The 14,410-nt window shown below is 50.6% G+C and carries 13 protein-coding genes; 9 read left to right on the top strand and 4 right to left on the bottom strand.

The genetic code is table 11. The features are described from left to right. Positions 1-348 precede the first annotated feature (348 nt). The 6 genes from GW590_RS14800 to GW590_RS14825 all read left to right on the top strand — a co-directional run bounded on the left by GW590_RS14800 (position 349) and on the right by GW590_RS14825 (position 8,198). Complete coding sequence (locus GW590_RS14800) at positions 349-2,898, top strand: bifunctional diguanylate cyclase/phosphodiesterase (protein ID WP_169403815.1); 2,550 nt, start codon at positions 349-351, stop codon at positions 2,896-2,898. Positions 2,899-3,154: 256 nt separating this feature from the next. Then, positions 3,155-4,723: an ABC transporter substrate-binding protein gene (locus GW590_RS14805; RefSeq protein WP_169403816.1), complete on the top strand. Its 1,569-nt coding sequence runs from the start codon at positions 3,155-3,157 to the stop codon at positions 4,721-4,723. Then, complete coding sequence (locus tag GW590_RS14810; protein ID WP_169403817.1) at positions 4,723-5,775, top strand: ABC transporter permease; 1,053 nt, start codon at positions 4,723-4,725, stop codon at positions 5,773-5,775. The genes GW590_RS14805 and GW590_RS14810 overlap by 1 nt, the downstream gene beginning before the upstream one ends. Before the next feature lie 8 nt (positions 5,776-5,783). Next, a complete protein-coding gene (locus GW590_RS14815; RefSeq protein WP_169403818.1) occupies positions 5,784-6,650 on the top strand; it encodes an ABC transporter permease in 867 nt (288 codons plus the stop codon). 46 nt (positions 6,651-6,696) lie between these two features. Further along, positions 6,697-7,521 (top strand): ABC transporter ATP-binding protein, encoded by an 825-nt coding sequence (locus GW590_RS14820; protein ID WP_235955958.1) that lies wholly within the window; start codon positions 6,697-6,699, stop codon positions 7,519-7,521. Further along, positions 7,518-8,198 carry an ABC transporter ATP-binding protein gene (locus tag GW590_RS14825; RefSeq protein ID WP_169403820.1) on the top strand — a complete coding sequence of 227 codons (681 nt, stop codon included), beginning with the start codon at positions 7,518-7,520 and terminating at the stop codon, positions 8,196-8,198. The genes GW590_RS14820 and GW590_RS14825 overlap by 4 nt, the downstream gene beginning before the upstream one ends. Positions 8,199-8,321: 123 nt before the next feature. Here GW590_RS14825 and GW590_RS14830 read toward each other — a convergent pair whose 3' ends face one another. Beyond that, complete coding sequence (locus GW590_RS14830) at positions 8,322-9,071, bottom strand: SDR family oxidoreductase (protein ID WP_169403821.1); 750 nt, start codon at positions 9,069-9,071, stop codon at positions 8,322-8,324. Between the two features lie 95 nt (positions 9,072-9,166). On the opposite strand from GW590_RS14830, the gene GW590_RS14835 reads away from it, so the two are divergent. After that, positions 9,167-10,084, top strand: coding sequence for an AraC family transcriptional regulator (locus GW590_RS14835; protein WP_169403822.1), 918 nt, complete (start codon positions 9,167-9,169; stop codon positions 10,082-10,084). A 23-nt stretch (positions 10,085-10,107) separates the two neighbouring features. Here the strand turns inward: GW590_RS14835 and GW590_RS14840 are convergent, their stop codons facing one another. After that, the gene (locus tag GW590_RS14840) at positions 10,108-11,046 is read right to left on the bottom strand and encodes an Rpn family recombination-promoting nuclease/putative transposase (RefSeq protein ID WP_169403823.1); all 939 of its coding nucleotides are present in this window, start codon (positions 11,044-11,046) and stop codon (positions 10,108-10,110) included. 311 nt (positions 11,047-11,357) lie between these two features. Here GW590_RS14840 and GW590_RS24550 point away from each other — a divergent pair, with 311 nt between their 5' ends. Beyond that, positions 11,358-11,630 carry a putative quinol monooxygenase gene (locus GW590_RS24550; protein WP_169403824.1) on the top strand — a complete coding sequence of 91 codons (273 nt, stop codon included), beginning with the start codon at positions 11,358-11,360 and terminating at the stop codon, positions 11,628-11,630. On the opposite strand, the gene GW590_RS14850 is transcribed toward GW590_RS24550, so the two are convergent. Both GW590_RS14850 and GW590_RS14855 read right to left on the bottom strand, forming a co-directional pair. Further along, positions 11,631-12,281 (bottom strand): DsbA family protein, encoded by a 651-nt coding sequence (locus tag GW590_RS14850; RefSeq protein ID WP_169403825.1) that lies wholly within the window; start codon positions 12,279-12,281, stop codon positions 11,631-11,633. Beyond that, entirely contained in the window at positions 12,269-13,150 is an 882-nt protein-coding gene (locus tag GW590_RS14855; protein ID WP_169403826.1) for an MBL fold metallo-hydrolase, read from the bottom strand. Before GW590_RS14855 ends, GW590_RS14850 begins: the two co-directional genes overlap by 13 nt. 107 nt (positions 13,151-13,257) lie before the next feature. Between GW590_RS14855 and GW590_RS14860 the strand changes: the two genes are divergently transcribed. After that, complete coding sequence (locus GW590_RS14860) at positions 13,258-14,166, top strand: LysR family transcriptional regulator (RefSeq protein WP_169403827.1); 909 nt, start codon at positions 13,258-13,260, stop codon at positions 14,164-14,166. The last annotated feature ends 244 nt before the right edge of the window (positions 14,167-14,410 follow it).

The raw sequence follows: 14,410 nt of genomic DNA on the forward strand, positions 1-14,410 counted from the left end.
TGTGTGCTATGCCCGGGTATCTCGATCATCAAGACGACTTTGTCATCAAACTCAGTAATAGCCACTTTTTGCCAGTACGCTTGCTACCAGCCTCATCAGCACGCCTGAATTTATTGATAAAATATACAATTTTGTCGTCACAGCATAATTATCCCGATTAATTTACATTTAGCGATTAAATCCATATCCGTCATCGGAAACAGCACAGGCTATCTGGAATAGAATTAAAGAATTAGCATTTACTGCCGACATAATAGAGATACTGTATCTGAATAACTGGCTGAGACTTTTAGTGAGTTATTTAGACACGCCCCTTTAATCGGGCCAAATTGTCGGACAGCTATCATCATGCCGGAAACCAAAGACCAAAAGATCAATAGAAGTCAAATCGCCAAGAAGTTTGTACTGAATTTCACTTTGCTGGCTATCGCTATGTTTAGCCTGGCAGTCATTGCGCTCCTGTGGTTTGCCCATCAGCAGAACGTACATCAGGTTAATCACAGCCAGAAAGACGCACAACATGCTATAAATTCAGATATCGAGAAGCTGTCAACGGCCCTCAAAGACTATGCGTTTTGGGATGATGCCTATCAGTATGCCGGGCGTTCACCCGTAGACCTCGACTGGGCATTCAATAGAGACAATATCGGCCCGTCCCTCTACGCCAACTACTCACTGGAGGGCGTATTCATTCTCGGCGATAATATGCAAACTCGCTATGCCATAGTCAATGGAGCAATCAGTCATATAAAGGCTGACGAGTTTATTAGCGGAGATATAAAGAAACTGTATGCGGAAGCTCTCAACCAGGGTAAAGATGAAAAAACAGCACATGGTTTCTTTCTGGTAAAGGGTGCTCCGGCAATTGTATATGCTGCCCTGATAAAACCTAATAAGTTGGCCGCGGGAGAAACCCTTGAGAAGCTATCCATACTTATTTTTGTGGATGTTTTAGATCCCGCCAAACTGCATAAGATTGGACAAGATTTTGAGCTGCAAGATCTGCATGCCGATGTTTTCGATAATCAACAAGCCACTCCGCCATTCATTATTCTTAAGTCGGATTTTGGCAAGCCATTTTATTTGCTGTGGACAACATCAAAACCAGGTGACGATCTGTTAAAAGTGGTGCTGCCTTTATTTTTAATAACGGCAACAATATTTGGGCTATTTATTTTTCTATTACTCCGGCGCGCTGTTTTAGTCGCAAGCGTACTGGACGAGAGCCAGGCTGCGTTGGCCAGTAGTGAGGAGCGCTTCAGAGCCGTTGCCGAAGCTGCATCGGATTGGATATGGGAAACGGATCGTGATGGCATCATTCTCTACCTTTCCGAACGATTCAAGACCGTCGTTCAAGTTCCGACAGAGTTTTGGATTGGCAAAAAATTTACCGACCTGATCCGCTACAGCGCCGCGGATTTCAAAGATAAAATGCTGGAAGATACGCATAATGGCCCAGACAGAAAAATACTATCGGGTGAGTATATTGATGGGCTGGGACGCAGTCGCTATTGCAATATTTCGGTACGACCTGTTTTTTTAAAAAATAAAATCAAAGGGTATCGCGGAACCGTATCGGATATCACCGCCGAAATTGAAGCGAAAGCGCGCATCGAGCATATGTCGCAGCATGATTCGTTGACTGGACTTGCCAATAGAAACTACTTGCATAGCTATCTCATTGAAAAATTGAATGGAAATACCTCGTGCTCACCGCCCATGTATGTTTTAAGTTTAGATTTGGATCGTTTCAAACCGGTCAATGACACCCTGGGACATTCAGCTGGCGATGCTGTGCTTTGCGAAGTAGCGTCAAGATTGAATAAATGCATCCGCGAAAACGATCTCGTCGCCAGGCTTGGGGGAGATGAATTTCTCATCGTTACGCAAAACCTGCTTGAGCAACAGGATATCGCCAATTTTTGCAGCCGTATTTGTGCAGCAGTGAACAATATTTTTGTAATAGGCGAACATGAAATCTCTTTGGGCGTCAGCATCGGTGTTGTCTTTGTATCGGATAACGCAACGACGGTTGAGGAATTGATCAGGCTCGCAGATATTGCTCTTTACGAAGCAAAATCGGCCGGACGCAATAATTGGCAAGTTTACGCAGAAGAGATGAATGAACGCGTACAACAAAAGAGAAAGCTGGAAACCGATCTGCGCGCGGCGATCCGCTACCAAGAATTTTTCCTCGAGTTTCAACCCCGTTTCCAAATTGATGACAATACGCTTTGCGGGGCAGAGGCGCTGATAAGATGGAACCATCCGGTTAATGGGCGTCTGGAACCTGACAGTTTTATTCCTATCGCGGAGCAAACGGGCCTCATCGTTCCCCTAAGCGACTGGGTACTCGATAAGGCATGCAAAACGGCGCTCACCTGGCCAGAAACAATGTTTGTATCAATTAACCTATCACCTTCTGAGTTTGAGCGGGGCGATATTGTATCGAGAATCGGTGCTGCATTAACAAATTCCGGGCTTGCTCCCCATCGTCTGGAGCTGGAAATTACTGAATCAGTGCTTTTGGACGATGCTGCAAAGGTTCTGGATATTATGTCCAGCCTCAAAAAGATCGGCGTGCGATTGAGCATGGACGATTTTGGTACCGGCTATTCTTCGTTAAGCTATTTGCGAACCTTTCCTTTTGACGGTATTAAAATCGATAAAAGTTTTATTGCCGATTTTGTTGAATACGATACCAGCCACGCGATCATCGAATCCATTGTCGGATTAGGGCGTGCGCTATCGATGACAGTGACGGCGGAAGGGGTAGAAAACGTTAACCAGCTTAATCAACTTCATAAAGTCAAGTGCGATCAGGCACAAGGTTATTTTCTGGGAAGACCCATGTCGGAAAGGCAATTTTTTGACAGCTGCATTACTGATCGCCAGTAAACGTCATGACCTCGTAATATGCCCCTGGTTTACGTATTTTCCACGAACCAGGGCGCTCTTAATTCCCTGCTAACAGTATGTCTTTACTCTTTTTTTATAAAAATACGCCGATTTTTTGCTCGTTATGCGCGACTTATAATCGTTCTCACTGTGTTATGCAAAAATTGCATAACCATAGTTGCTAAATGACTTTATTGTCTATTCACAACTGCCATACACTTCTGTGTACCTTGCTGAATTCTAAGAGCGTTTATCAATGAAAAAAATCATCCCATCCGTGCTTTTTGCCGCTATGGCGGCCACCTTTACCGCTCAGGCAGCAACGCCAGCGAATACGCTGGTTATCGCGCAGTCTCTTGACGATACCTCCAGCTTTGACCCGGCGCAGGGCTTTGAACTGACTACCGTGCAGGCGTTTAACAATGTCTATCAGCGTCTGGTGCAGTCGGATCCAACCAATCCTGTCAATCTTAAACCGACGCTGGCCAGTTCCTGGCAGGCCGGTAGCGATAACAAGAGTCTGGTTTTTACGCTGAATGCCAAAGCGACCTTTGCCAGCGGTAACCCGCTGCGCGCGGATGATGTGATTTATTCCCTGGCCCGTGTAGTGAAACTCAACCTCGAACCTTCTTTTATTCTTACGCAGCTGGGCTGGAACGCGAAGAATGTCGATAGTTTCCTGACCCGAGTAGATGATCAACACGTTAAAATCAGTTGGACTGAAAACGTCAGTCCCAACTTTGTGCTTAGCCTGCTTTCGGCACCGGTATCGTCCATTGTTGACGCCAAACTGGTGCAGGCCAATGCCAAAGGCGACGATTTCGGCCACCAATGGTTGAGCGATCACTCTGCCGGTAGCGGTCCTTATAAAATTCGCACTTATGTGCCGCACGAAGTACTGGTTCTGGATGCCAACGCCAGTTCACCGGAAGGTGCGCCAAAGTTGAAAACCGTGCTGATCAAAAACGTGCCTGACGCGGCGGCGCGTCGTTTGTTGATTGAGCAGGGCGATGCCGATATGGCGCGCAACCTGGGCGCTGACCAAATGGCTGGTCTGGAAGGTAAAAAAGGCGTCAAACCGCTGGCTGTGCCTTATGCCTCACTCTATTTCCTGCAGTTTAATGCCAAAGCTTCACCGGCATTAAGCAACCCGGCATTCTGGGAAGCCGCACGTTATCTGTTCGATTACGACCATATTGCCAAAGACCTGCTAAAAAATCAGTTCCAGGTCCATCAGTCATTTTTACCCGATGGCTACCTGGGGGCGATCAACGACACGCCTTATCACTTTGATCCGCAAAAAGCGAAAGCCATCCTGGCAAAAGCCGGACTGAAAAATGTCAGCTTTACCATTGCCGTCAACAACCAGCCGCCGTATCTGGATATTGCCCAGGCATTGCAGGCCAGCTTTGCCCAGGGCGGGGTAAAAGTGCAACTGGAGCCGGGCCTGAGCTCGCAGATCTCCACCAAAGTGAAATCGCTGAACTATGATGCCACTCTGGCTTCATGGGGGCCGGATTATTTTGATCCCAATACCAACGCTTCAGCCTTTGCCTTTAACCCGGAAGATGGCAGTAAAACCCTGGCCTGGCGGGCCAACTGGAGCATTCCGGAGCTGAATAAACTGACGCTGGCGGCAACGGCAGAAAACGATACCAGCAAACGTATTGCCGATTATCGTCAACTGCAACTGGCGGTACAAAAAAGCTCACCTTTTGTTATCGGCCTGCAGGCGCGCAGCCTGATTGCGGTGCGTGACAATATTCAAGGCTACGTACAGGGTATTAATCCTGACATGGTGTTCTACAGTAAGGTCAGCAAGTAATGATAGACAGCACTCCCCCGGTCGGACTGTTCCGACAGGGTTGGCGTTGGACAGGCCGCCTGCTGGGCGGCCTGATTTCGTTATTGCTGACTCTGTTTGGACTATTGGCTTTTACCTTTGCACTTTCGCATCTCGCGCCTATTGATCCGACGTTACAAATTGCCGGCGATCACGCCAGCGAAGCCACCTACGCCCAGGTGCGCCAGGACTTGGGTCTCAATGACGCCATGCCGGTACAATTTTGGCACTATCTGCAGCACCTGGCTCAGGGCGAAATGGGCATTTCGCGCATTACCGCGCAACCGGTAGCCAGCGATTTGATGCATACCTTCCCGGCGACCGTCGAACTGGCCACCTGCGCGATTATTCTTGGCGCAGTACTGGGTATCAGTCTGGCATTGCTCTCGGTGTATAAACCCGGCAGTTGGCTGGATAACCTGGTGCGGTTTGTGTCGCTGCTCGGCTATTCAGTGCCGATATTCTGGCTCAGCTTGCTGGGACTGCTGCTGTTTTATGCCGTATTACACTGGGCAGGCGGGCCCGGGCGGCTGGATGACGCCTATCTTTACAGCATGGAGCCACGCACCGGCTTTGTGTTGATGGATACCTGGCTTTCTGGCGATCGCGAGATGTTTTTTAACGCCATTCACCATCTGTGGTTGCCAGTAACGGTGTTGGGGCTACTGTCCATGGCGGGCATCACCCGACTATTGCGCGCCTCGATGCTGGGCGAAATGAATAAAGAGTATGTGATCCTCGCTCGCTCAAAGGGAGCAGGGCGCGCACGCGTATTGCTGCGTCATGTGTTTCCAAATGTCTTGGGGACGCTGATCACCGTGTTGAGTCTCTCCTATGCCAGCCTGCTGGAAGGTGCAGTATTGACCGAGACGGTTTTTGCCTGGCCTGGCGTGGGGCGTTATCTCACCACCGCGCTGTTTGCCGCCGATACCCCGGCGATCCTTGGCGCAACCTTGTTGATTGGCACCTGCTTTATATTGCTTAATGCGCTGGCGGATGCGCTCACCTATTTACTCGACCCGCGAACCCGGTAAGCCGATTTATGACTCAACTTATTCCTGAACAATCCCCTCTGGCGGGCGTACTACCCGGCAGAGGGCCACGACGGGTGACTACGCTGACGGTAGGGGGGCTGCTGGCGGTTATCTTGCTGATTGCAGCCCTCTGTGCGCCTTGGCTGGCACCTTTTGATCCCAATATTCAGCATATTGATATTCGCCTGCTACCCCCTTCTTCAGCCCATTGGCTGGGGACCGACGGTTTTGGCCGTGATCTGCTCTCACGGGTGATTTATGGTGCGCGGCCCACTCTGCTGCTGGTGTCGTTAATTTTGATCCTCACCATCCCTTTTGGCCTGTTGATCGGTATAAGCGCCGGTTATCTCGGTGGCTGGTACGAACGCGTGCTGATGCGGTTTACCGATATTGTCTTGTCTTTGCCCAGCCTGGTGATTGCCCTGGCGTTGGTGGCGATCCTCGGACCTGGTCTGATGAACGGTGCTCTGGCGCTGGCCTTTACCAGTTGGCCCTCTTTTGCCCGCCAGGCACGCGCCGAGACGCTGGCTCTGCGCCGCAGTGATTATCTCGCCGCCGCTCGTATGCAGGGGATTGGCGGTCTGCGCCTGATGTTTGGCCATATCTTGCCGCTGTGTTTACCCAGTGCCGTCGTACGAGCAGCCCTGAGTCTCGGTGGTATTATTCTCTCCTCTGCCGGACTGGGCTTTTTAGGCATGGGCATCCAACCGCCCACGGCGGAATGGGGCTCGATGGTGGCCGAAGGCAGCAAGGTGATATTTGACCAGTGGTGGGTAGCGGCAGCGCCGGGCGGGGCGATCCTATTCGCCAGCCTGGCGTTTAATCTGATCGGTGATGGTCTGCGCGATAAAATGGATACCCGCAATGGAAATTAACTCACAGTCTGCACAGCGCCAGGCGGATTTGCTGGTCGCCAAAGAGATGACCGTGTATGTGCCCGGTCCGCAGCCCATTGAATTGGTAAAATCTGTCTCCTTTAGTGTTGGACAAGAGCGAGTGGCCTTGGTGGGCGAGTCGGGTTCCGGAAAATCGATGACGGCCCGGGCACTGATGGGGCTGCTACCGCCCCCTTGTGCCGTGCATGCCCGTCAGCTGACGCTGGGTGGCCAGGATTTGACGCACCTGAAAGAGCGCCAGTGGAACCAGTTACGGGGCAATCGTATCGCCATGGTGATGCAAGATCCCAAGCATGCCCTTAATCCGGCGCAGCCAATCGGTCAACAGGTGGAAGAACCTTTGGTTTTACATCAGCGTCTGAGCCGCAGCGAACGTAAGGAGCAGCGACTGGATATGCTTAATGCCGTGGGATTAGCGCATCCGGCACAGCTGAGTAAACTTTATCCACATCAGCTGTCCGGCGGGATGGGGCAACGGGTAATGTTGGCCATTGCGCTGATTAACCATCCGCAATGGCTGATTGCCGATGAACCCACCTCGGCGCTGGATTTCGATATGCGTGAGCAGGTGCTGAAACTGATTGAGCGGCTGGTGGAAGAACGCAATATGGGGTTGATTCTGATTAGTCATGATTTACAGCAGGTTGCGCGCTATACCGAACAGGTGATGGTGATGTACAAGGGGCAGATTGTTGACCGGCTGGCATCGAGCCAGTTGGCCCATGCCACTCATCCTTATACCCATACGCTGTGGTCATGTCGTCCTGGCAAGGCTACGCAGGGGCAGGTGTTACCGGTTTTGGACCGCGAACTGCTTAGCCGTCTGGATGGTAAGGGAGACATCGAATGAGCGGAGAAATTATAGCTCAGTTGCACAATCTCGATGTATCACACCGCCAGGGCTATGACGTGCGTACCGTGGTGCACAACGTCGAACTGACCATTTATCAAGGTGAATGTTTTGGCCTGGTGGGTCCCTCGGGCTGTGGCAAATCCTCGTTGCTATGGGTACTGGCGGGGCTCAATACCCAGTGGAGTGGCGGCATGACCCTGTTGGGCCATAAGATCACCCCTGGCAAGCCGTTTACCGGTTCGCTGCGTCGCGATGTGCAGATGGTGTTTCAAGATCCCTACGCCTCGCTGCATCCCAAGCATAAGCTGCTGCGTACGCTCAGTGAGCCGCTTAAACTGTTAAAAGAGCAGGATATCGAACAGAAGGTGGCTGAGGGTTTTCGTCAGGTTGGCCTGGATCCGGCGTTAATGACCCGTTATCCACATCAACTCTCCGGTGGTCAGCGCCAGCGGGTGGCGATTGTCCGTGCGTTACTGCTTAAACCCAGATTATTGCTACTGGATGAGCCAACCTCGGCGCTGGATATGTCGGTTCAGGCGGAGATCCTCAACTTGCTTAACGAGCTGAAAGCTTCCGGGGAACTGACCATGATCCTGGTCAGTCATGATGCGGATGTGATTGATCATATGTGTGACCGTCAGGTGCTGATGGCCAAGGGCTTTGTGCTGGGATAAGTCCAGTCTTTGCCTGCTGTTGGCATGAAGATCGGTGAGGGTAAGTAAAGCCGCAGAAAAAGGGCAAGTGTCTAACCATACTTGCCCTTTTTAGCGTTTGGCAACGATGATGAACAAAACACCCTATTTTTGGCGCGACTCGAACAAGGCGACAGCATCGGCACCGGCAGCCAGACGGACAGCAGTGGACGGCTCGGTAACGGCGCGCCATATTGCTTCGGCAACATCTGCGGCTTCGGTAACCGGTGCCGGTTCTGCCCATTCGCTAAAAATCTGTTGTGCCAGGTCGGTGTAAGCTGGGTGGATACCCTGTTCCATGCGTGAGCTGGCATTTTCCCCAAAACGGGTATCAGGTGCCCGTCCCGGTAATACCAGGCTGACACGAATGTTGAATTGCTCGAGTTCCAGGGCCAGTGATTCGGTAAAGGCATTGATTGCGGCTTTGCTCGCCGTATAGACCGATAACAGAGGCAGCGACTTGAGGGTTACAGTCGACGTCACGTTGACGATCACCCCCGCCTGACGCTGCCTGAACTGCGGCAGTACCGCCTGAGTCATTGCCATTGTGCCAAATGTATTGGTCTCGAAAATTTCGCGGATGGTGGACATCGATAAACCTTCCAGCGCACCCAGCAAACCAATTCCGGCATTGTTGACCAGCACATCAATCGGTCCTGCCGCCTCTATCGCCTGCCTAATACTGTCTGCATCGGTAACATCGAGGGCGAGCAGGCGCAGGTGCGGGGAAGCAGGGAGTATCTCTTGATTGGGAGTTCGCATGGTAGCGATCACCTTCCAGTTACGGGCAAGGAAATATTTCGCGGTTTCGAGCCCAAAGCCGGAAGAGCATCCGGTGATTAACAGAGTTTTCATAAGGATCCTTGGTGGGGGGAGTAGAACAACTTTAGCTTGCCACCTTCGGACTTGCTATAATCAAAAGTCCAGTTTTCATTTGCAGGAGTCCATAGATGATCGATCCGCTCGCCGAGATGGTCATGTTGTTGCAACCCCAGGCTTCGTTTTCAAAAGTGGTTAGCGGCGCTGGCCATTGGCGGGTGCACCGTACTGACCATGGGCAGCCTTTCTATTGTGTGGTGCTTGAAGGTAGCTGTCAGCTTGATGTTGTCGGACAAGAATCCATAATATTGCAAGCGGGCGACTTTGTGCTTATCCCCGCAGCGCATGACTACACCACATCGAGTCTGCTGCCAACGACCTCGGCGCATCTGGTTACGGCTCCCGTTGCATTGGCTAATGGCGAATTCCGGCTCGGGACAGCAGACATACCGCATGATGTGCGATTACTTATTGGTCATTGTGCTTTTGATTCAGCCGATACCGACCTGCTGGTCTCACTATTGCCACAACTGATACATATTCGCGGTGAGAAGCGACTTTCTACATTAGTGCAACTTGTTGTGGATGAGTCGAGAGCAACACGGCCAGCGCGTGAGGTTATTTTGGCCCGCCTGCTTGAGGTTCTGCTTATTGAAGCGTTGCGATCGACACAAGAAACCAATGCGCCTCCTGGTCTGTTACGTGGACTTGCCGATGAACGCCTGGCGGTGGCAATACGAAAAATGCATGAAAGGCCAACTCAACGTTGGACGGTGGCGCAGTTGGCGAAAGAGGCCGCGCTTTCCCGTTCAACATTTTTTGCACGATTTAGTCAGGCAGTCGGGGTGGCGCCGATGGAATATCTACTCGCCTGGCGAATGGCACTGGCAAAGAAATTATTGCGCACCAGCAATGCGGGGATTGTCGACGTTGCAGGACTTGTCGGTTATAGCTCCGCCAGCGCATTTAGTGTTGCCTTTAGTCGCCATATCGGGCTGTCGCCAAGGCAGTACGTTCGCCAACAGCAGGCGCTGTCGGTGCTGCAATGAATTATTGTGTTTTAAGCGGCTAATTAATGCTGAATTTTTACCATGTCCTCTTCGGAAATACCGGTCATCTTGAGTACCGTCGAGCGGTCCATGCCATTAGCCAATAGAGAACGGGCAATTTTAAGGGCCGCAGTATGCTCGCCTTCTTGCAGTCCTTCCCTACGACCTTCCATGCGACCTTCCTGTTGCCCTTCTAAACGTCCTTTCTGTTCGAGTTTCTGTGCAATAGTCATAAGTCTCTCCTCATGCCGAGGGGTTCGCCGCGCCAACTCACGAAGAAAAACCTCCGGGGCCGCAGTGTCTCCCACCTGTAGCATATAATTAATCAATGAGGTCAGTTGCTCTTGGGTAGTGTAACCTTCCAGTAACAAGGTGACCAGTTGTTCCAATAACTCCGCGAGATCGCGTTGTCTTATGTGTTTTTGCAGCAGTTCAAGTATGGCTATGCGCCGATGGGACATGATCTGATCGTCGGACATAACGGTGATATCGATCAGTGGAAAATCGTTGCTGTACAACTGTTGGGCAATCTCTGGGGTGGAGAATTGCTGCAGCCAGTTCATGGAATAGGGGTAGGGTGCTACCAGACCGTGATAAAACAGCAAGGGGATCACCAGGGGTAATGCTGTATTACCTGCCTCGAGATGGCGCTGCATGGTGGCGATGGCATAGCGCATCAGACGAAAAGCCATATGTTTGTCGGGAGAACTCTGGTGCTCGACCAGGCAATAGACATAGCCGTCACCATTTCCGGTTTTCAATGAATAAAGTACATCGGAATAGCAGGCATGAAGATTTTCCTCAATAAAACTGCCTGATTCCAGCTTTAAGGTATTGAGGTCGCAGAGACGCAAGAGTGTTGGGGGCAGGTGCAGCTCAAGAAAATCTCTGGCGGTGGGGGGATGCGTCAGGAATTGTTTGAATAAGGCATCATGGGGGGTGGGTGTGAGATTGCTCTTCATGGGATCCTTCCCTGAATCTGATAAAATCCGATGCTATCACGGGCAACTTGTGGTCATCATTAGCGATAAGCCCAAGATGCGTGATGTCTTCAGACTAAAAATGCAGATTTACATGGAGCAGGTAGCTACCTGAATAGTTACAACATCCTATTATTAGCCCACAATTGGCATCTGTACCTCCGTGCGAAATCAACCTGTAACACTCTCTAAGATCTAATACTGTCTATCAATGATATAAACTAAGCAGCCATCTTGGTGATTAGAACGTAAAACTCCCTTTATTATCGACAAGCACAAGCAGTGAGGTTTCCATGGTTAAGCTTAGTGGGCAATTAATATGTAAAAGTCTGGAAGAAGCAGAAAAAGTCCGCCATCTACTACCCGAGCATAAAAGATTAACCCGAGAGGAGTCAGGGTGCATATCTTTTGACGTAACTGCAACCGCTGATCCTCTGGTCTGGAAAGTTGAGGAATTATTTGTCGACCCAAAGACGTTTGCAGCTCATCAGGCAAGAACAAAAAACTCACTATGGGGCACTGAGACTCGCTCAATACTAAGGGAATATACGATCAGTGAGCATTGATTAATGCTCACTGACCCACTGGGTTAACAGTTGACGCCACTGCTCGCTACGCCCTGAATATTGCTCGACCGGCAGCAGACGAAGGTTACCCTGGACATCCTCGATAGCAAAAGTTGGAAAACCGCTGCCTCCGACTTTTTGCAATAGTTCTCGACTGGCGTGAATATGCTGCGACAGGCTTTCCGCACGAATAAACAGAAACTCACAGGTAAAGTCGTCGCTGTTCAGGCCTATTATCTGGGCGCAGTGGCGCAAAACCGCGTTATTTGAAATCTCCAGCCCTTCAACATAATGGGCGTGCTGAAGTTGATGCAGCATAGCCAGCCCTTTGCCGTCTATCTGCTCTGCGGCCAGAATAGCGGCTATCGGCGGTGCCGAATCCAGCAGTATACGAGTATCTCGCAGTAAACCTTCGTAATAGGCCACACCAAAAGGCTGCCCGGTAATTTCGGCAATACGGCGATCGTGAGGCTCGACATAGTCATGCCATTCTGCAGTGATTTTACGACTGTTGCTGCCGGTCATCATGCCACCGCCGTGTAATACCAGTGTCAGTCCACTGATTTCCTGAGCCACTCGCGTTAAAGGTATGGCGCCGTAGCACCAGCCGCAAAGTGGATCATAAATATAATGTAATTTTACTGCGGCCATTTCATTTCCCCTTTCAGAACCCTGGCACTTAATTCGAGACTGGACTGCTCCTGCAACTGTGGGTAGTGAGTTTTCATCGCCGCAATCAAGGCTGCCGAATTTTTACTTTTAGGCAGCTCTTTTTCCAGGGTATCGAGATACTGCAGACTAAAATTGACACTGTTCAGCTTGTAGTCCGTTGGCGGTAAAAAGTGCCCTGGCACAACCATTTCAGGCTTGAGTGCCGCAATCTTTTTCAGTGTTTCACGCCAGTAACGACGGGATGTTGGCGTCTGTGTATCCGCGACCCACAAATGAATATTTTCTGCTACCGCAACACCACCCACTACTGCTTTAACTGACGGGATCCAAACGAAAGTACGTTCTGGCGCTGGGCCATCGAGACCTTTGACTTCGAGTTTCTTGCCATCAATAGTGAAACTGTTGCCGTCCAACGGTTGCGGCACAATAATCGATTGGGGTGCATTTCCTTTAAGAATGGGTCCCCAATAGGCCTTTTTGCCGTCCTTTGTCGCCGTGATTGCCGCGATAGTGGCCTTGGTGGCAATGATTTTGGCCTGCGGGAAGTTGGCTTTAATCACATCCAGGCCAAAATAATAATCGGGATCAGAATGGCTAATATAAACGGTCGTCAGTGTCTTGCCCGTTGCCTTGATTCTCGCTACCAGCGTTTGTGCATCATTGCGCTGAAACTGCGCGTCAATCAATGCCACTTGGTGGTCACCACTAATGATCTCCGAAGAAACAGGAAAAATACTGGCTGCGCCAGGATTAAACACTTCAATGTTCAGGTTTGTGGCATGGGCGTTTGCCATTAGCCCCAGAGAAGAAATGAGCAATGAAGCGGTAAATAAGCGAGGTGTGGGCATGGTGATACTCCATAAGCATGACAGGATGTGGGGGACATGTTATGTTGCATTAACCGCACGAAAAACCGCAAAATCGGCAATTGTTTGTTGCATAAATCGAGCTAATTATGGATCGTCTGACCGCTGCCAAAGTCTTTGTCGCCATTGTTGAACGAGGAAGTATGATTGCTGCCGCTGACTCGCTGAATATGTCGCGGGCGATGGTCAGTCGTTATCTGGCAGAGATGGAACATTGGGCGGCAGCGCGTCTGCTGCACCGTACTACGCGTAAGCTGGGGTTGACGGGGGCAGGCGAGAAAACCTTGCTACGCTGTCGTGAGCTATTGGCACTCACTGAGGATATGCGCGTAGAAACCGCGACCGACGACGCAGAGTTAAGCGGTTTGCTGCGCCTGAGTTGTTCACAATCGCTGGCGCAAGTGGCTTTAGGCGTAGCTATGGCTGAGTTTTTACAACGTTACCCTAAAGTGGCGGTAGATCTGCAAATCAGTAACCGCACGGTAAATTTGGTAGAGGAACGTATCGACCTGGCACTGCGTATCACCAGTACGTTGGATCCCAATCTGATCGCCCGATCGCTGACCCGTTGTGAGTCCATCTTATGTGCCGCCCCGGCGTATTTGGTAATGCGTGGTATACCCAGGCAGCCTGGCGATTTGTCCATTCATAACTGCCTGACCTATACCTATTTCGGCAAAAGTTTGTGGCATTTTTCGCAGCAGCAAGAAAAGTTCTCAATCCCGGTGAGTGGTAACCTGAGCGCCAATGAGTCACAGGCATTGCTCTCTGCTGCTTTGCAAGGAGTTGGGATCACCTTGCAGCCGCGCTACGCTGTTGCTGATTATATTGCCAAGGGGCAGTTGGTTATGCTTTTGCCGGAATATTCTCCGCAAGAGATGGGCATTTACGGTATTTATACCTCACGCCGTCAGATGCCACCTGCGCTGCGGGCTATGATTGATTTTTTGCACCAGTGGTTTGCTCACAGCAGCTATTGGCGAGCGATCACGCAGTGACCTGCATTATTTCTCGCATAGTTTTACAGTAAGCCAGCGTCGATTCCCCTTTTTGCCTGCCTTAAAAGGTCCTTCAGTCAATACCCCCCAAGTCAGATAATGTCGTGATTTATGCGCATGTTCACACTTATAGGCCAACGAGGATGGAACACTGCCACTTTGCTGTAAATTATCTGTCTACGCTCGGCGATATAGATGAAAAACATAGAGATAATCTATGTAGCCGTGCGATCAGGTTCTTTAA

It is taken from the genome of Rouxiella aceris (genome assembly GCF_012933545.1).
GTDB classification, from domain to species: domain Bacteria; phylum Pseudomonadota; class Gammaproteobacteria; order Enterobacterales; family Enterobacteriaceae; genus Rouxiella; species Rouxiella aceris.

Coding starts and splice junctions, on each gene's coding strand:
- GW590_RS14840 (WP_169403823.1), bottom strand. CDS start 11,046: ATGAAGAGCAATCTCACACCCACCCCCCATGATGCCTTATTCAAACAA.
- GW590_RS14815 (WP_169403818.1), top strand. CDS start 5,784: ATGACTCAACTTATTCCTGAACAATCCCCTCTGGCGGGCGTACTACCC.
- GW590_RS14835 (WP_169403822.1), top strand. CDS start 9,167: ATGATCGATCCGCTCGCCGAGATGGTCATGTTGTTGCAACCCCAGGCT.
- GW590_RS14810 (WP_169403817.1), top strand. CDS start 4,723: ATGATAGACAGCACTCCCCCGGTCGGACTGTTCCGACAGGGTTGGCGT.
- GW590_RS14805 (WP_169403816.1), top strand. CDS start 3,155: ATGAAAAAAATCATCCCATCCGTGCTTTTTGCCGCTATGGCGGCCACC.
- GW590_RS14830 (WP_169403821.1), bottom strand. CDS start 9,071: ATGAAAACTCTGTTAATCACCGGATGCTCTTCCGGCTTTGGGCTCGAA.
- GW590_RS14820 (WP_235955958.1), top strand. CDS start 6,697: ATGACCGTGTATGTGCCCGGTCCGCAGCCCATTGAATTGGTAAAATCT.
- GW590_RS14855 (WP_169403826.1), bottom strand. CDS start 13,150: ATGCCCACACCTCGCTTATTTACCGCTTCATTGCTCATTTCTTCTCTG.
- GW590_RS24550 (WP_169403824.1), top strand. CDS start 11,358: ATGGTTAAGCTTAGTGGGCAATTAATATGTAAAAGTCTGGAAGAAGCA.
- GW590_RS14860 (WP_169403827.1), top strand. CDS start 13,258: ATGGATCGTCTGACCGCTGCCAAAGTCTTTGTCGCCATTGTTGAACGA.
- GW590_RS14825 (WP_169403820.1), top strand. CDS start 7,518: ATGAGCGGAGAAATTATAGCTCAGTTGCACAATCTCGATGTATCACAC.
- GW590_RS14800 (WP_169403815.1), top strand. CDS start 349: ATGCCGGAAACCAAAGACCAAAAGATCAATAGAAGTCAAATCGCCAAG.
- GW590_RS14850 (WP_169403825.1), bottom strand. CDS start 12,281: ATGGCCGCAGTAAAATTACATTATATTTATGATCCACTTTGCGGCTGG.